Below are 15,972 nucleotides of genomic sequence, written 5' to 3'. Positions count from 1 at the left end.
TTCAGCCGTGGAAGTGGCTGCGCTTGATGACGGCCTTGCGGATGTTGACCGTGGTCCCGCCCCCGGAGGTGTGGCGGGTGCTGCCGAAGATCTGCACGGCGATCCATCCGCCGAAGATGACCGCGGCGAGCGTGATGAGCTGGGTGATGAACGCGGTCAGGGCTGCGATGAACGACGTCAGCAGAACCAGGCCGCCGCACACTGCGGCGAACCCGACCCCTCCGAGAGCGACGTTCACCGCCGTCCGGGAGACGGCCGGCTGCGGCGGGACGGGCGCGGGGAAGTGGGCGGGGGTGAGGGTGTAGCCGGTGACGACGCGGCCGTCGGGGAGCACGATGCTCTGCACGGCCGCGGTCGGCACCGGGCCCGGCTGTACGGGCATGAGGGGTGCGGTCGGCAGGGCTTCGACGACGGTCGGGGCGGGGGGTCGGTAGGGCTCGATGGGGTAGGTCACGGCCGGTTCTCCGATCACAGATCGTGACTGTCAGAGGGCAGGGGCTGACAGTCAGAAGCGGGTGTCAGGTGGGATGTCAGGCCGGGATTTCCTGACTTCTCTATGGGCCGGGCCGCGCCCTGACTGTCAGAGTCAGAGCGCGGCCCTGACAGTCAGGGCGTCACGGTGGGTAGTGCTAGGCGGCGACGGCGACCGGGCGGACGATGGTGTACTCGCCCTGTCCGTCGCGGGCCAGGACGCCCTGTTCGGTGAGTTTCTTAAGCTCCCCCTGAAGCCAGGGCCGGGAGCGGCCGGCGGTCACCGTGGCGGGGATCAGGTCGCCCGGCTCGAAGGTGAGCCGGTCCTGTGCGGCCCATGCGTCGATCTGGCCGTACAGGATGGAGCGGGCCTCTTCGGTGGACGGCCGGGCCGCCTGCTCGAAGGTGAGGTCCGTGTCCGGGTCGGTGTCGGGTACGTCGTCCTCCAGGCGGAGGCGGGCGTACGGAGCATCCGGCTCCGGGTCGGCCGGGATCTGCGCCATGACGTCGTCGTAGGCGTCTTGGAGTTCCATGGCGGCGGCCTCCTCGATCGCGGGGTCCACGGCGTCCACGTCGTCGTCCTCCCTGTCGTCCCACTCCGGCACGGAGGCGGGGGCGGGGTGCAGCGGGGCGGGCGCCGTCTGTGTGGCGGGGGCGTTGGTGCGGTTGGTGCCCTGGTGGGTGCGCCGCTCGTAGGCGAGACCGGCGGCCCGTGCGGAGACGTCGTCGAGCGGGTCACGGACCGCGGCGGCGGCCAGCACCATGGCCCGGATCTGTTCCTTGACCGTCTTGGTCAGGGAGCCGCGTACCTCGGTCGTCCACCGCTTTGCGGGGATGTTCATACCGGTGGCGTAGGCGTAGCCGGGCCGGTCCGCGCCCCAGTCCGGAATGGCACCGGATTCGGTGACGCGGTCGGGCAGGCAGAACCCGGCGTCGGAGGCTTCGTCGACACCGAAGCACGCGGCGGCCTGGAGGTTGGCGCGCACGTCGGTGGACACGTTCTTCCACGACGCGCGCTGAAGGCTGATGACCAGCCAGATACCCACCGACCGGGCCGCGCGGGCGATCTTGTCCAGGACGTCGAAGTCGGCGACGTCGGCGGCCTCTTCGATCCAGACCACCATGGCGTTGAGCTTGGATGCGGGGGTCCACTGGTCGAGCCCCTCGTTGGCAAGCTCGGTGCCGCGCGCGGCGATCACGTCGGGCAGGCAGCGCAGCATGGCTTTCGCCTCGCGCTGTCCGCCGCGGTTCTTGTCGACGAACCAGTCCAGGCCGTCCGCCATGTGCCCGACCGTCTGTTCACCCTTGGACAGGTCGATGAGCCAGATCGAGAGCTTGCGGCGGGTCATCAGGTGCGCGAGCACGGTACGGGCGAACTCCGACTTACCGGAGCCGGTGACGCCCATGACCAGCAGGTGTTGAAGGATCTCGGCGAGGAACGGGTTGATCCACCACACTTCGCCGTCGGCGTACAGGCCTACCGGAATGGGCTCCGTCGGCAGCATGCCCAGTTCGGTCGGCGGACGGAACGGGACACCGTCCCTGAGCAGGTCGGCGACGCGGGCGGAGAACGTGCCGCGGGCGGCGTTGTCCGGGTTGCGGTCGACGGTGACCGCGGACGGCGGGACGTGCAGCGCCGCCGCGAGTTTCGGCGCGGCGGCCTGGACGTCCTCCATGGTCTTGCCGGGCGGCACGACCACTTCAGCGGAGACCATGCCCTTGCCGTTGCCACGCGCGTTCTTGACCTGCACCTTCTCCAGGCCGATCGCTTCGGCGAGCTTGCCCAGACCGCTGGTCTCACTCTCCTCGGTCTCATCGTGGGCGTTACGCATGATCTGCCGGACGTTCCAGGACGCGGCGAACAGCCCGCCCCCGAGCAGCCACAGGTCGGTCATGGGGTGGCCGAACGGTCCGGCAGAGACCGAGCAGGTCAGCCACCCCATGCCCGCGGCCACGCTCGCGGTCGCTTGCGCGCGGCGGTAGCGGCGGAACTTGTTGGTGCCGCCGGCCACCGCCCACGTCACGGCGGACAGCAGGACGCCCCCGGCGCCCATGCCGGCCGACGCGAGACCGGCGGACAGGGCGCTGTCGCCCCACATCTCGTTGACCCCCCACCCGGCAACCGGGGGGAGGACGGCGGCGCCGATCCAGGGCGGCAGGTACGGCGCCGCTTTCGCGGCGAGGTGGTTGCCGATGGTGGACAGGACACCGCCCCGGCCGCCGGGCATCGTGGCGAGCGCGTAGCCGCTCTGGCCGTCCCACCCGCGCACGGCGGGGGTGTTGTCGCGGTCGCGGCGGGCCATCAGTCCTCCCCGATTGTGAACGTCGGGCGGGCCGTCTTGCCGTTGCGCTTCTGCTTGGCCTCCTGCTCCGGCTTGACGAAGTGCCGGTCGAAGGCGTGTGCCATCTTCAGCGCGCCGACCCCGAGCGCCTTGGCGGCTTCCGCGGACACCTTCAGGTGAGCGGAGACCAGCCGGGCCTTGATCCGGGACTGCGCGCCGAAGGTGTACCACTTGCCGCGGTACTGCGAGAGGACGCCGTTCAGCTCTTCCGCGCGCATGCCGAGGATCAGGTACAGCTCACGGCCCAGGTGGTTGATGGCCTTGGCCAGGGCCAGGATGTCCTTGTCCGAGCGGATCTCGATCCGCTCGATCGCGTAGATCAGCCGGTCGCCCTGGTGCCGGTCGGCCGCCCCGCCCCCGCCGCCGGCCCGGGCGCCGTTCGGGGCCTGGCCGTTGCTGTTGCCGTTGCCGTTGCCGTTGCCGGGGCCGAAGTTGACGTTGAAGGTGCGTTCCTTGTGCGTGTGCCGGGTCCGGCCGGCGGACGGGGCGCCGCCGTTGCTGCCGGGGGTGCCCCAGGGGGCCTGTCCGGCCGGGGCACCGTTGGGGGGAGTGCTCATTCGTCGTCCTCCTCGAAGACGGTGATCGACCCGAGCAGGGGAGACGTCGTGATGCGGCCGACGGCCCATCCGTCGTCGACCCGGTCGGCGGCCTGCTCGATGAGCCGGTGGGAAGCCGCGAACCGTGCAGTGACGGCGGCGGCGTACAGGTCGGTCGGCCGCCACCGGGACTGACCCGAGACGGTGTGGACGAGAACGGCCATCCAGCGGGCCGCCCGTGAGCCGTACGCCCACGAGCGGTCCAGCAGGACGGTGCGGCGTGCGCCGAACACGGCCCGCCCCCCTTTCAGTTCTTGCGGCTGATGACCAGCCACGCCGTCTGAGCGGCGAGCGTGATCAGCAGCCACAGCGTGAGGAGCGGACCGGCCATCAGGCCGAAGGTGACGGCCAGGGACAGCCACGTCAGCGCGGACGTGGCACCCGCGGCGAGACCGATGCGCCACAGCAGCACGGAGCGGCCTGCCGGGCGGCGCCGCAGCGCGAACGCCAGCCACCCGAGCGGGGCGACGGCGAGCGGGGCGAGCAGAAGTCCCGACCACCACGCCCACCAGTGCAGCAGCGCCGTCAGCGGCAGCGCGGCCACGGCCAGAGCGAGCGGCGTCACGCCGCGGCGGTGCTTCCACAGCAGACGGCCGAGGAAGCCGAACGCCTCACGGGTCAGGGACGGGCGCTCGGGGACGACGACCACGAACGGCTGCGCGCCGCGGCGCCCACGCTGACGCGGGATCTGGACGGTGTGAACCCCCGCGGCCCTCTTCGGGCCACGGGAGCGGGTACGGCTGGACACAGCGAAACTCCCAGGTGTCGAAAGGGGTTCAGGCGGCGCGCTGTTCTTCGGCGGCGAGGCACAGGCCGCAGATGCCGTAGCGGCGGGGGATGCAGTAGCCGACGTCCAACTCGCAGCGAGGGCAGGTGCGGCGGGCGAGCATGGCCAACGCCAGAGCGCCCCACTTGCGGGACGTCATCGGCCGGACCGGCCTCGCCAGGTCAAGGCGGTAGAGGAAGGCGACGCGGGGGCCGCAGGCGTGGCGGTTGATCACCATCACCTGGGCGGCGACCGGCTGACCACCGGGGCGTAAGCCGCGGGTGCGGAGCTGTCGGCGGGTGGCGTAGCCGTCAGGGGCCATGCGCCACGGGTACGTCGGTATGCCGAAGCGGGCCCCGTTCGGGTCGAAGCACTTCGCGTAGGCGGTCGGCATCAGACCATCGCCCCGTCAGCCTCGAACGCGGGGTGGCCGGCGTCGCGGAATTCTTGGTAGCGGGTGGACACCCAGCCCACCGACCAGCCGCACAGCTCCGCAGCCGACCGCACCGCGAGCCCGGCTTCGAACGCGGCCTGGACGGTGGCACGGGCGCGGTCCTCGGGGAGCTTCTCGACAGCGGGCCCGGCGGCCAGCAGCGCGGCGCGTTCACGCTCGGCACGGGCCTGACGCTCAGCGTGTTCGCGGCGTTCACGCTCCGCCCGCGCGGCCCGCTCCCGCTCGGCACGCTCAGCGGCCTCGCGCTCACGGCGTTCACGCTCGCGCGCCTGCTGTTCACGCTCGCGTTCAGCGCGTTCACGCGCCTCCCGCTCGGCCTGCTCGCGGGACTCGGCACGCTCGCGTTCCTCACGGCGGGCCCGGTCCTCGCGCTCGGCTTGCTCGCGGATCAGGCGGGCTTCGTGTTCACGCTGTTCACGCGCCAGCAGCGCGGCGTGCTCGCGCTCCTCACGGGCCAGCCGCGCGGCCGTCTCACGCCGCTCGACAACAGCCCTCTCGTGGGCTTCGCGCTGTGCCTGCTGCCGCATCTCCAGCTCAGCTACGGCCGCGGCGATCGCGCGCCGGTAGGCGAGCCCGGTTTCCGCGGTGACGATCAGCAGCAGCGGCGCGACCGCGTGCACAGCCACGCCCACCAGGTCGTTGTGCAGCGCGGAGTCGGCGATGTTCAGGGCCAGGGTCATGCAGCCGGTCATCCAGCGCAGCACGACCGGCCACCACCCGCCGTGCCCTCCGAGCCGGGCCAGCACCGCATCCAGGCGGACCACGATCACCACCGCGGCATCGACGACCAGCGGCAGGATCGGCGCGGTCCACTTCCACCTGTCCGGGGTGTGAGCGGCGGCGAGGGGAGTGACAGTAAGGATCGAGTAGAGCATCGCGCCCGCCACGATCAGCCACGTACCGACCGACAGTGCCCGCTCCGCTGAACGGATCTGAACAGCGTTCACGAGCCCGCCCCCGTCCATGAACGCACCCGCGTCGCGGCGATCAGAACGACCGGCGAGGCGGGGTCACCGTAGGTCTCGCTGTCCTCGGTCCACGCCCATTCAGCGCCCGGTACCGGCTCGAAGCCGAGCACGCTGAGCGCCTCCGTACGCTCCGTGAACGTCGGCACCGGTAGGGCCCGGTCAAAGCCGAACTCCGGCCACGCGTCGGTCGTGTTCAGCAGGACCACGTACAGGCGCCACCGCCCCTTGAACACGGACATCTGCGCCGTGAACTCCCGTGCCATTACGCCACCACCGGCGCAACGACACCGTCCCGGTTGGCCAGGTCGCGGCGGGCGGCCAGCACCTTGCGGCGGGCCCGGCGCAGCCGGCGCGCGTCCAGCTCGGTCACCGGCCGGTCCAGCAGGCTGATCCGAACGTCCAGCTCCTCGACCTCCGCCCGGATGAGCGGCATCTCGGTGTCGATGGCGTCCAGCTCCGCAGCCGTCGGCTCGCGGTCGTTCTCGGCCGCGTCGATGGCGGTCAGCAGACGAAGAGAGAGAATCTTCATGGGTCGTGTTCCTCTCGAAGGGTGAACGGCCCGATTGCGGCTCCCGGGTGGCACCCCGGGAGCCGCTCGCCGTTGGAGGTGAAGCCGCGTGCGATACGCGGCGCGACCGCAGGACAGCGGCCGTAGCGCCCCCGCCGGGAGTCGAACCCGGCGTTACGACCATCGGGGCGGATCGATCAGCGGCCGGTCAGCACAGGTATGGGTGCGGGCCGCGGGGGCGCTGCGGTAGCGGGTCCTTCGTCTTCTCGTGCTCAGAGCCGGCCATCAACGGCCGCCCCGACCACGCGCGTTGTCCTCGCTGCGCTTGTTCGCATCGGCGTTCTTGCGCGCCAACTCGGCACGCTCTTCGTCTGTCAGACTGAGAACCACAGGTGGCCTCCAACCAGGCGCCTGTACGCGGTTCCTCGGGGTGCAACCCGGGGGACCGCTCCTGTATCCGGAGTCGGCGGATTCCGGCTCCCCCCGCTCCCGGCCGTACGGTGCTCACGCGGTGCGCGGCTCCGGACGGCCGGGAGAGGCAGCCGGCCGCGGCGTCGTGCGCTGCGGGCCAGGAACGGACCGGGATGTGTCAGCGCGCCGCCGCCCGGTCCACGGCGGCGGTGCCCGTATATGTCGCTTCACCGCGGAACCTCCGGGGTGAGGTGGGATGACCGGCTTCACCGGTACGCCGTTTGCCACGGCACACCGGCCCCGAGCCGGGAGTAGTCGGGCGCGTCATCGTCACTGCTCTGACGCCAGCAGGGCGGCGCGTGACCAGGTGGCGTTCCGAAGGCTGACCCCCATGAAATGGAGGGATGATCCCCAGGCACGTTCTCCAGAGCTGACACGCACAGAAGTGGCCGCCGGCGGCCTTCACCCATCCGCCATGGGGACGGGGACTCACACCCCGTCAACTTGAACGCACTGTTGAGTTCTCAAGCAACGCATGCGCTTCCTTCGAGCCCCCTCGGAGCCCTCCAGGCGTCTGTTGCAGTACCTGTTTTACAGGTACTGCATGGTGTTCCGTCAAGCCTGCCGACGGAACCTCTTGGCTTTGCGCCGGGACTTCTTGGCGCACACTCAGAATCGCCGCAGGTCAGGGGAGTTGGTCACCCCATGCGTAGACAGCTCTGGGAGTTCTGGCTACCGTCAAGAGCTCCCTAGAAGTCCCAACGGGGGTGCGGATGTCCAACGAACGCTTGCGCTCAGCTCTGTTAGCTCGGGGCATGACGATTCAGGGGTTGGCTGAAGAGCTTGAGGTCAACCCGAAGACCGTTGAACGCTGGATCACGCAGGGCAAGGTGCCTTACCGACGTCACCAGTACGCGACGGCCGCAGCGCTGAAGGTCGACGTCACGTCACTGTGGGACGACCCCGGCACCATTGACAGCGCAACGGACTTGGCCAAAGCGGAGATTGGCACCGTCTACCCCCACCGCCACACGGTGCCTTCAGGGCTGTGGCGTGAGATCTACGGCCGGGCACAGAACAGCCTTGACGTGCTCGTCTACTCCGGTCTGTTTCTGTCGGAAGACCCGCTCTTTCATGACCTTCTCAAGGCGAAGGTGGCGGCAGGCGTGCGCGTGCGCATCCTTCTCGGGGACCCTGGCAGCGCGGCCGTCCAACAGCGCGGCATAGATGAAGGCCACCGAATCATGGACGGCAAGATTCGCAACGCCATGCTGCTCTACCGTCCGCTCATGCGGAGCCACCCGGGCATCGGGTTCCGGCTGCATGACTCGACTCTCTACAACTCGATCTACCGGGCTGATGACGAGATGCTCGTCAACCCACACGTCTACGGCATCGGTGCCTACCTGGCCCCCGTTCTGCACCTGCGGCGACTGGCCGACGGTGGGCTGTTCGACACGTACGCGAATAGCATCAAACACACCTGGGAGAACGCGCGCCAGATCACCGACGCGGACTTTGCGAGCAACACGGGAGCCTGACCATGGGACGGATCGACTACCTTCACGACCCCGACGCGCCGCCGGCCAACTCGGTGGTGCCATCCGTCGTCGCGTTCGTGCAGAACGACGCGAGGGAGGTGCTGATGATCCAGCGTTCGGACAACGGTCGCTGGGCACTGCCCGGCGGCGGCCACGACGTGGGGGAGTCGATCAGTGACACCGTCGTGCGCGAAGTCTGGGAAGAGACCGGGATCAAGGCCGAAGTCATCGACGTGTCCGGGCTCTACACGGATCCCGGTCACGTGATGCAGTACGACGACGGCGAGGTGCGCCAGCAGTTCAGCATCTGCTTTCGCGCGCGACCGGTTGGCGGTCAACTCCGTACGAGCAACGAGACGACTCAGGTCCGCTGGGTCGACCCGGCGGACCTGATGACGTTGGACGTGCACCCCACGATGCGGCTCCGTATCGAGCACGCCATGGACCGGACGCGCACGGCTCCCTACATCGGCTAACGCTTTGCGGCGGCGACGCGTTCGAGGACACGGGCCGTGGACGCGTGGATCTCGGGTTCGGCGCGGCGGATGAACGTTCCGATCAGGCTGTCGGGCCCGTACCGTCCGGCGATCTCGTTGATCCGGTCGATCGGGTTCGTGGACGTGCCGTCCGGCGTGGTGTTCATATCGCAGTAGCAGAGCGCGTCGTTCAGGTGCGCAGCCTCGCGGGGGAATTCGCCCTCCAACTCTTGGCGCATGCCGCGCGCTTCTGCCTCCATCCAGGCACAGGAGTGGTGGGCAACCAGGTTGATGACCCGTGTGTCGGCGCCGGCCACGTCCCGGAGGTAGCGCGCACCGTCCAGCGGGTGAAAGCCCGTCTTGGCCAGGTCCGGCGCGTACCCAATGTCGTGCAGCACCGCCGCGGCCTCCAACAGGTCCGCGTCCTGGTCGAGCACGAGGGCGATCGTGCGTGCTCTCTCAGCGACCCCAAGGCAGTGCTTCCACCGCCGCGGAAGCGGTTCGGCGAGCAGGGACTCAGCCAGGGGGTAAGCCCACTCCGTCAACTTCGGCAAGCTAGGAACGCTCCTCTCTCGTCGGCACAGCGCGGACTGTCCGCACCTTGCCTTGTCCTCCCCCCGCCAGCACGCCGGCGGTTTCCAACTTCTCCAGAGCCTTGCCCACGGTGGGCCGAGATACCCCGAACCGCTCGGCCAGCACGGAAGCGCTCGGGAACGCCTCCCCCACTTGGAGTCCATCGGTCCTGACGACGTCGGCAATCCGCTCGTGGAGCGGGCGTCGGTCGACTTGCTCATCCGCTCGTACAACGTGCCACCGCTCGCCCGGCGCCGGTTCGGCCAAGCCCTCTTTGCGCAGCACGCTGTATGCACGGATAGCAACCCCGCGTGAGACCCCGTGTTCGCGCATGATCTCAGTCAGGGTCGGGAGTACTGTCATTTCCGGATCGCCCTCGATCAGGATCTTCACTGAGTCGGCAATCTTCAGAAAGGTTCCCCGAGGGTTGGCCTGCTGCGACACTCGTTCTCCCTCTCCGTCCGCTAAGTCAAGCTTCGCACGTCCACCGAAGCGCCGCGGTGGTGCAAGCGGCAACCCGCCGCGTTCCCGTCCTCACCCGCCAGGCGCCCCCCAAAGAGGTTGAAGCGTCCTCGATGACAAGGGTGCAAAGCATTACGTCTAGGTACGGCCACTGACGCCAGAGCTAGATAGAGCCATCACGAGAATAATCCGCAAAGCGAATAAAAGCCCCGATAAGCAGAACTACGGCTAGGCCCTCCAAAGCCCCTAGAACCCAACCGAAAATCCCTAGAGACTCTTTGCTGAAGAAGACGGCTAGAGCAACCGCCGAGGGGATGCAGAAAGCCGCGATGTCGACCACGATTTGCACCTTTTTCCTCCACACCCGATCGACATCCGATCGATGATACGCCTCCCATCCCAGGGTTGCCTCACTGGTAAATCCCTGACTTTTGAGTTCCGGCAGCAGCTTCTCCCGAATATACCTACCAATGGATGAGATTTTCTCGTCATTGACAAGATACGTCCACCCGAGAACAGAGATAGCGAAAGGCGGAATGAGCAGCACGTATGTGCGCCCGGTTGCACCGAAGTAGAAGGAGAAGACAGCGCCGGCCGCAACAAGGGCCACATAGATCAGATTGTCTCGAAACCCGATACGGCGCACTTGCTCCTCTTTAAGCCTCTCATACTCGACCTTGAGGATTTCGTATGTCACAAACTACCTTTCCACAGCAACGGATCCTGCCCATTGTTTCCTGCACGCTCAATGTGGATAGAAAGGCATCAAATCACTTGCGTGAAGCTCGTGATTAACTTCTCCGGGACGCCGCTCGCTGATCACCCAGCAATCATCTCCACCGATCTCAAAAACCCAATCCATGCAGCTTCCGCATGGCGTGAACCTTTCCCGTTCGGCCGCGATTAGGACAGCAATGACCTTTCGGGAGCCAGCAGCCACAAGAGACGAGATGGCGTTTGTCTCCGCATGGATGTCGTGAGACCTGAACCTGTGCTCGACATTACACCCCTGGTAGATGCGTCCATCATCGGCCAATGCCGCACAACCAACTGGCGTTGGGCCGTGAACCCTTGCGTGGGAGCGCGCTTCCCACGCGGCGAGGGACAAGGACCTTCGTTGCTCCTGCGTCAGCTCACTCATTGGAGCTCCCACCAGAGGAAATGTTCGCCATCAGAGTATTCCACCTATCTTGCTGGAACGAGTTACGGGACGTGCTTGCAAGTTGTTGCACAAGTGGCGCAACAGCTTGTGGCCAATCAAGGGGCTGCGGTCGGACATCGAGGACTCTGGCCAGTTCTTGCAGCATCTTTGTATCAAGGCTGTCTGCAGCGATTTGCTCCCCGAGCCACGCCACAATTTGACTCCTCAAGGAAGAGTCATCCGTGTTCGCGGCTACTTCGACCAACGCGCGTACGGCTCCATATCTCACCCACCTATCGGGATCAACAATCAAGGACTCGACTACCTCGGCGGTAGCTCGGCTCGGATGAAGTCCCAACACGTGAACAACGCGCCAGCGTGTTACGGACGACTCGTGTCGGGCAATACTGAGAAGCTTTTTCTCCCCTTCCGTCGTCAGCCTGCACCTTCTGAGGACGTTGGCCAAAGTCCAAGCCTCGATAGGATCATTAGAAGCCAGACTTTCGACTATGTCAGCCCCGACATATTCACCGTCTTGAAAGGTGAAAATGGTTCTCCATCGGATGAAGGATGGGTTGAAAGAAGGCACCTCTTCGATAACTCGGAATAGCTCGGTCCTGCTGGAAGCAGCCAACATTTTCTTAGCAGTCGCTGACCCGTTAAGCCTTAGAGCATCAGTAACTGCCTGCACAGTCGCTGCGACAGGATCCCAGCGCTTATCGGCAAGCATGGCGAGAAGTTCCACCTGCATTTCGCGCGTAACGCGCCCAGGGACCAAAGAGTACGCCGCGCCGAAGTAATTCCAGTCGTACACCAGTCGCACAAAGTCGTCCGCAACTACAGGATCGTGGATCTGATCCACGGCTAGGCGCAGGGAATCAAACGAAGCGGCACCCGTAGTGACGACATCAAATGCTTCAGGACCCCAGGAGCTCCTGTGCCGTACCAGGTGGCGAGAGGCGAGGAAGTCGTGAAATAGGTGGTGGGCGAACCAAACGAAGGTACTGCTCGTCCGGACTAGTTCATTCTCTTTGAGAGTCTCAAAGAGAGACGGTTCTACGCGATCCGCGAAGTCCGCCAACGGGATCAACATTCCCCTTTCGCGAGAATACGACGCATAACAGACCTCGCCTAGCATGTTGAGTCCTGCATCGTTCACTCGCGCCATCTTCGAGAAGTAGGACTCGATCATCTTAGCCGCGCTGCCGTCAGTCAGATGAAAAGTCGTTGCCTTGTCGAGAAAGAATGGATTCTTGAACAATTCAAGCGTCGCATTTGACGGTCTTCCGACTTTCTGGGTGGCACTCCAGAATTTTTCGACCTGCGCTTTCGACAAAGGAAGTACAGTCGCGAGGCTCCAACGGTCGAGTGGTACTGGCCGCCTGACCAGACGTTCGGTAACGATGACGCTGATAAAAGGGAACCTTCTGGCCAGTTCGTCTAGCGCATCGAGTGCGGGCTGCGATAGTTCTCTAGGAATCTCATTTAGACCGTCTGCAAGGAGCAGCAGCGTCGGAACTTCCGACGAACTGGTAAGTACCGGCTTCACTGATGGACGACTCAGGCCGATCAGCGCTTGAACAAAGGATTCAGGTGCTGTGCTCCTGATCGCTGACGGGAGATCTCGCAGCGGAATCCAGATGGGAATTACATTGTCGGCACCTCCTGCGGCTGACGAGCCGGCTCGCGCAAGAAGGTGCGTCTTGCCGCTTCCGGCTTCCGCGGAGAGGAGGACTCGACCAGAGTCAATGGCTAGCTGAGCAAGCTCCTCTTCCGGCGCCACTCGGTCCCATTGCCCAGAAATCAGCTGATCGTACGAGTCTGGAAGTGCGATTGTCAGACTAAAGGGAGTGCGCCCGCGAATCATCTTTGTGAAGAAGTCGAGGGCATCCGCTTTCATGCGTTCCCAGACTGCTGCCTCTTGCCTAGTGGCGGTCATGCCGCAACCTCCGGAGTACGCCGTGGGTCTGGCTCCATTTCCACGATATCTGTTACGACTCGCCACGTGAAAGTACTCGCGATGGAACAAGCGTAAGGTCGCCAGAGTTTGCGACTCTCATCGTTTTGCGGGTCATCAATTATATCTGACACGCTTCGGACGATGAGTAGGCGTGGATTATATTGGGGGTTATTTCTGGAGGCAGCTACCCCACGACAGAGCCCCACTGACTCCATGTCAATAGCTACAGCTTCATCATATTCCTGCACAATTCGCCGCTGTTCCTCCGAATCGGGATCGCCATAGATTTTGTCTCCAGCTACAAGGCTTTCGATGTGAACCTTGGGGTGACAACCTTCAGGGAGTTCATCCCTTAGTGAATCCGTGAGCCACGAGTGGTCATCCCTCAGGGGGGCCACGTAGTCCTGATGGAGGTTAATGGATGGATAGTCAAACGGGATATATCGTCGACGCGATCCTTGGCTGCTCAACTTAGCAAAAGAGCAGTAGTGGATATACGGGGGAATGATTACGTCGCCGACTGAAACATCTGCACGCCCATTAATGCCCCCAGCGATCCCACACAGTACTAGAAGTTCTGGCTGCCAGTGCTCGATTACATCTCTAACCTTTTCACCTGACTGGATATTATTCCGATCGATCTCTCGGTGAACGACGTCCGGGTACTTGGGGTCGCTCCCCTCAGGGACGTAATAGGGCTTCCCCCGAAGGCGCTGGGTTAGGCCCCCAACCGCTCTGAAGGCTTCGCTCTCCTCCTGCACGGCTGTCAGAACGGCCACTCGGGCGTGGCCAAGTCGTCCACCGGTAAGCGGCATTGAGTCCCCCCTAGAGTCAACCCCATCACCCTCAACGCTCTCGCGCCGTAGTCGCAGATGCTACTTCGGCCACTGCGTGGGCGGCAGATGGACGCCACGGGTATCCCTCGCTTGGGCAACAGCGCTGGACAGCAACGGCTCGAGGACGCCTGAATGGACTGCGCGGCACGGGGTGGGAAGGGCTGGCGCACAACCCTGATGCGCCCCCGCACGCCAGACGCACTCCGTCGGCAACGACCAGAGTGAACCTCGGATGCCCGCTCCTACTGGCACAAGCTGATCAAGAGCGCGACACACCTCCGACACACTGAGCGACCTACCGCACCCCCGAGCGGGCTCCTCTGCAGGTCAACGCGTTCGTGAGACGCGATCAGCGCACTCACTCCGGAGCCGTGTGCGCAGGTTCGAATCCTGCCGGGGGCACCCCTTATCAGGTGCCCAAAGACCCCGTCACCAGCGGAAACGCTGAGGCCGGGGTCTTCGCGTATGTGCAGGCAGGTGCCACTCGGAGCGGCCGTATGTCGGAGCCCGCGGCCTATTCGCGGCCAGACCGCAGGACAGAAAACCGCAGGTGGACCCCGGGAAACGACGAGGCTCCCGGACCGAAGTCCAGGGGCCATCATGCCGCAGGTGCGTGTGTCGGATCAGGTCCCGTGGCCGGGCTCGTGCTCCTGGTCGCCGTCCTCGCCGAGGAGTTCGGCGATCCGGCGATTGGCGACGTCCTGTCGGCCATCGAGTCACTTGGCGTACCGGCTCAGGAGGACTTCAACACTGTTGCCCGCGCGCTCCGCAACCTCGGTGGGGTCCACGCCGGCGTTGAGCCAGGACGACAGCGCCGCGTGCCGCAGGTCGTACGGGCCCCAAGCGCCTTCATCAACTCATGCCGTTTGTCGGCGACGGCTGAAAACTGGACCAGTAGCGACGCTTGAAAGTTGACCCCTTCCAGGGGTCTGGCTCGTTGAGTCAGGCCGGGAGGAGTGGTGATCAGCGTGGAGGACTGGGCGGAGATCCGCCGGCTTCACCGGGCCGAGCAGATGCCGGTGCGGGCGATCGCGAGGAAGCTGGGGATCTCGAGGAATACCGTCCGCAGGGCGATCGCGGACGACGCGCCGCGGAAGTACCAGCGGGCGCCGAAGGGCTCGATCGTGGACGCGGTCGAGCCGCAGATCCGCGAACTGCTTGAGCAATGGCCGGAGATGCCGGCGACGGTGATCGCCGAGCGGATCGGCTGGGACCGGGGCCTGACCGTGCTCAAGGACCGCGTCCGGGATTTGCGGCCGGCCTATCGGCCCGCGGATCCGGCTTCGCGGACGGTCTATGAGCCGGGCGAGATCAGCCAGTGCGACCTGTGGTTCCCGCCCGCCGACATCCCGCTCGGCTTTGGCCAGGTCGGGCGGCCGCCCGTGCTGGTCATGGTCGCGGGCTACTCGCGGTGGATCACCGCACGGATGCTGCCCTCCAGGTCGGCGGCCGACCTGATCGCCGGGCACTGGCGACTGCTGACCGAGCTGGGCGCCGTCCCACGGGTGCTGGTCTGGGACAACGAGGGAGCCGTCGGCTCCTGGCGGTCCGGTGGCCCCCAACTCACCGATGACTTCGCCGCGTTCGCCGGACTGATGGGCATCAAGTTCCTGCTCTGCAAGCCCCGGGATCCAGAGGCCAAGGGCCTGGTCGAACGGGCCACCGGATACCTCGAGACGTCGTTTTTGCCCGGGCGGGTGTTCACCTCGCCGGCCGACTTCAACATCCAGCTCGCCGACTGGCTGACCAGGGCGAACCGGCGCATCCACCGCACCTTGCAGGCCCGCCCGGCGGACCGGCTGGAAGCGGACCGCTCCCGGATGCTGAGCCTGCCGCCGATCGCCCCGCCGGGCTGGTGGAAGGCATCACTGCGGCTGCCCCGGGACCACTACGTCCGCCTGGACACCTGCGACTACTCGGTGCATCCGCTGGCCGTCGGCCGCCGCATCGAAGTCGCCGCCGACCTGGACCAGGTCCTGGTGACCTGCGACGGCGTCGAGGTCGCCCGCCATGCCCGCAGCTGGGCCCGCCACCAGACCATCACCAGACCATCACGGACCCGGACCACGCGGCCGCTGCAGCGGCCGCCCGCAAGAAGGCCGCCGGCACGAAGCAGGCGCCGGTGGACGTGACGGAGGTCGAGGAGCGGTCGCTGGACACCTACGACCGGATCTTCGGTGTCATCGACGGCGGGCTGAGCACGGGTGAAGGGGCAGCGTGATGAGCACGAAGAACGGCACGAACCAGGCCAGGACCAGCCGCGACGTCGGCTCCGAACTGATCTATCTGACCAAGGCGTTGAAGGCCCCGGCCCTGCGGGATGCGGCGGCCCGGCTCGCCGAGCGGGCTCGCGATGAAGGCTGGAGCCACGAGGAGTATCTGGCCGCCTGCCTGCAGCGGGAGGTCGCCGCCCGCGACTCCCACGGCGCCGAGGGCCGCATCCGGGCGGCTCGATTCCCCTCCCGCA

The 15,972-nt window shown here is 66.0% G+C and carries 17 protein-coding genes and 3 pseudogenes; 4 read left to right on the top strand and 16 right to left on the bottom strand.

The annotated features are described in order from the left end of the window. Position 1: 1 nt before the first annotated feature. The 9 genes from OG289_RS33945 to OG289_RS33905 all read right to left on the bottom strand — a co-directional run bounded on the left by OG289_RS33945 (position 2) and on the right by OG289_RS33905 (position 6,126). Positions 2–454, bottom strand: a complete 453-nt coding sequence (locus OG289_RS33945) for a hypothetical protein (protein WP_442818994.1) — start codon at positions 452–454, stop codon at positions 2–4. Between the two features lie 175 nt (positions 455–629). Beyond that, positions 630–2,774, bottom strand: coding sequence for a hypothetical protein (locus OG289_RS33940; protein WP_327317856.1), 2,145 nt, complete (start codon positions 2,772–2,774; stop codon positions 630–632). Further along, entirely contained in the window at positions 2,774–3,370 is a 597-nt protein-coding gene (locus OG289_RS33935) for a hypothetical protein (protein ID WP_327317854.1), read from the bottom strand. Before OG289_RS33935 ends, OG289_RS33940 begins: the two co-directional genes overlap by 1 nt. Next, positions 3,367–3,642, bottom strand: a complete 276-nt coding sequence (locus OG289_RS33930; protein ID WP_327317853.1) for a hypothetical protein — start codon at positions 3,640–3,642, stop codon at positions 3,367–3,369. Before OG289_RS33930 ends, OG289_RS33935 begins: the two co-directional genes overlap by 4 nt. Positions 3,643–3,656: 14 nt before the next feature. Beyond that, positions 3,657–4,157 carry a hypothetical protein gene (locus tag OG289_RS33925; RefSeq protein WP_327317852.1) on the bottom strand — a complete coding sequence of 167 codons (501 nt, stop codon included), beginning with the start codon at positions 4,155–4,157 and terminating at the stop codon, positions 3,657–3,659. A gap of 28 nt (positions 4,158–4,185) precedes the next feature. Next, entirely contained in the window at positions 4,186–4,569 is a 384-nt protein-coding gene (locus tag OG289_RS33920) for an RRQRL motif-containing zinc-binding protein (protein ID WP_327317851.1), read from the bottom strand. Then, entirely contained in the window at positions 4,569–5,576 is a 1,008-nt protein-coding gene (locus OG289_RS33915) for a DUF2637 domain-containing protein (protein WP_327317850.1), read from the bottom strand. Before OG289_RS33915 ends, OG289_RS33920 begins: the two co-directional genes overlap by 1 nt. After that, on the bottom strand, positions 5,573–5,860 hold the full coding sequence (locus OG289_RS33910; RefSeq protein ID WP_327317848.1) for a DUF6303 family protein: 288 nt from the start codon (positions 5,858–5,860) through the stop codon (positions 5,573–5,575). The genes OG289_RS33915 and OG289_RS33910 overlap by 4 nt, the downstream gene beginning before the upstream one ends. Next, positions 5,860–6,126 carry a DUF6284 family protein gene (locus OG289_RS33905; protein ID WP_327317847.1) on the bottom strand — a complete coding sequence of 89 codons (267 nt, stop codon included), beginning with the start codon at positions 6,124–6,126 and terminating at the stop codon, positions 5,860–5,862. Before OG289_RS33905 ends, OG289_RS33910 begins: the two co-directional genes overlap by 1 nt. A 1,205-nt stretch (positions 6,127–7,331) precedes the next feature. On the opposite strand from OG289_RS33905, the gene OG289_RS33900 reads away from it, so the two are divergent. Both OG289_RS33900 and OG289_RS33895 read left to right on the top strand, forming a co-directional pair. Next, positions 7,332–8,057 (top strand): XRE family transcriptional regulator, encoded by a 726-nt coding sequence (locus OG289_RS33900; protein WP_327317846.1) that lies wholly within the window; start codon positions 7,332–7,334, stop codon positions 8,055–8,057. Positions 8,058–8,059: 2 nt separating this feature from the next. Further along, a complete protein-coding gene (locus OG289_RS33895; RefSeq protein WP_327317845.1) occupies positions 8,060–8,533 on the top strand; it encodes an NUDIX domain-containing protein in 474 nt (157 codons plus the stop codon). Here OG289_RS33895 and OG289_RS33890 read toward each other — a convergent pair. From OG289_RS33890 to OG289_RS33865, 7 genes and pseudogenes are all read right to left on the bottom strand, one after another. Further along, positions 8,530–9,087, bottom strand: coding sequence for an HD domain-containing protein (locus OG289_RS33890; RefSeq protein WP_327317844.1), 558 nt, complete (start codon positions 9,085–9,087; stop codon positions 8,530–8,532). The two genes, OG289_RS33895 and OG289_RS33890, sit on opposite strands and share 4 nt — an antisense overlap. A gap of 1 nt (position 9,088) precedes the next feature. After that, positions 9,089–9,550, bottom strand: a complete 462-nt coding sequence (locus OG289_RS33885; protein ID WP_327317843.1) for a GntR family transcriptional regulator — start codon at positions 9,548–9,550, stop codon at positions 9,089–9,091. 181 nt (positions 9,551–9,731) lie between these two features. After that, entirely contained in the window at positions 9,732–10,265 is a 534-nt protein-coding gene (locus OG289_RS33880; RefSeq protein WP_327317842.1) for a hypothetical protein, read from the bottom strand. A gap of 48 nt (positions 10,266–10,313) precedes the next feature. After that, positions 10,314–10,709: a cytidine deaminase family protein gene (locus OG289_RS49800; RefSeq protein ID WP_442818993.1), complete on the bottom strand. Its 396-nt coding sequence runs from the start codon at positions 10,707–10,709 to the stop codon at positions 10,314–10,316. After that, positions 10,702–12,648 (bottom strand): NACHT domain-containing protein, encoded by a 1,947-nt coding sequence (locus OG289_RS33875; RefSeq protein ID WP_327317841.1) that lies wholly within the window; start codon positions 12,646–12,648, stop codon positions 10,702–10,704. Before OG289_RS33875 ends, OG289_RS49800 begins: the two co-directional genes overlap by 8 nt. Continuing rightward, positions 12,645–13,430, bottom strand: a complete 786-nt coding sequence (locus OG289_RS33870; RefSeq protein WP_327317840.1) for a 5'-methylthioadenosine/S-adenosylhomocysteine nucleosidase family protein — start codon at positions 13,428–13,430, stop codon at positions 12,645–12,647. Before OG289_RS33870 ends, OG289_RS33875 begins: the two co-directional genes overlap by 4 nt. Positions 13,431–14,128: 698 nt before the next feature. Beyond that, a pseudogene (locus tag OG289_RS33865) lies at positions 14,129–14,341 on the bottom strand (tyrosine-type recombinase/integrase); the annotation flags it as partial. A gap of 123 nt (positions 14,342–14,464) precedes the next feature. Between OG289_RS33865 and istA the strand changes: the two are divergent. Both istA and OG289_RS33855 read left to right on the top strand, forming a co-directional pair. Next, a pseudogene (gene istA, locus OG289_RS33860) lies at positions 14,465–15,726 on the top strand (IS21 family transposase). Further along, positions 15,726–15,914 (top strand): annotated as a pseudogene (locus OG289_RS33855) (IS21-like element ISAau2 family helper ATPase IstB); the annotation flags it as partial. The pseudogenes istA and OG289_RS33855, both read left to right, overlap by 1 nt. Positions 15,915–15,972 lie beyond the last annotated feature (58 nt).

The organism is Streptomyces sp. NBC_01235, from assembly GCF_035989285.1.
Taxonomy (GTDB): domain Bacteria; phylum Actinomycetota; class Actinomycetes; order Streptomycetales; family Streptomycetaceae; genus Streptomyces.
This window is presented reverse-complemented; position numbering and strand designations above follow the sequence as displayed.

Excerpts from the sequence above, each read along its gene's own strand:
- OG289_RS33940 (WP_327317856.1), bottom strand. The coding sequence starts at position 2,774 with ATGGCCCGCCGCGACCGCGACAACACCCCCGCCGTGCGCGGGTGGGAC.
- OG289_RS33935 (WP_327317854.1), bottom strand. The coding sequence starts at position 3,370 with ATGAGCACTCCCCCCAACGGTGCCCCGGCCGGACAGGCCCCCTGGGGC.
- OG289_RS33920 (WP_327317851.1), bottom strand. The coding sequence starts at position 4,569 with ATGCCGACCGCCTACGCGAAGTGCTTCGACCCGAACGGGGCCCGCTTC.
- OG289_RS33910 (WP_327317848.1), bottom strand. The coding sequence starts at position 5,860 with ATGGCACGGGAGTTCACGGCGCAGATGTCCGTGTTCAAGGGGCGGTGG.
- OG289_RS33905 (WP_327317847.1), bottom strand. The coding sequence starts at position 6,126 with ATGAAGATTCTCTCTCTTCGTCTGCTGACCGCCATCGACGCGGCCGAG.
- OG289_RS33900 (WP_327317846.1), top strand. The coding sequence starts at position 7,332 with ATGACGATTCAGGGGTTGGCTGAAGAGCTTGAGGTCAACCCGAAGACC.
- OG289_RS33895 (WP_327317845.1), top strand. The coding sequence starts at position 8,060 with ATGGGACGGATCGACTACCTTCACGACCCCGACGCGCCGCCGGCCAAC.
- OG289_RS49800 (WP_442818993.1), bottom strand. The coding sequence starts at position 10,709 with ATGAGTGAGCTGACGCAGGAGCAACGAAGGTCCTTGTCCCTCGCCGCG.
- OG289_RS33875 (WP_327317841.1), bottom strand. The coding sequence starts at position 12,648 with ATGACCGCCACTAGGCAAGAGGCAGCAGTCTGGGAACGCATGAAAGCG.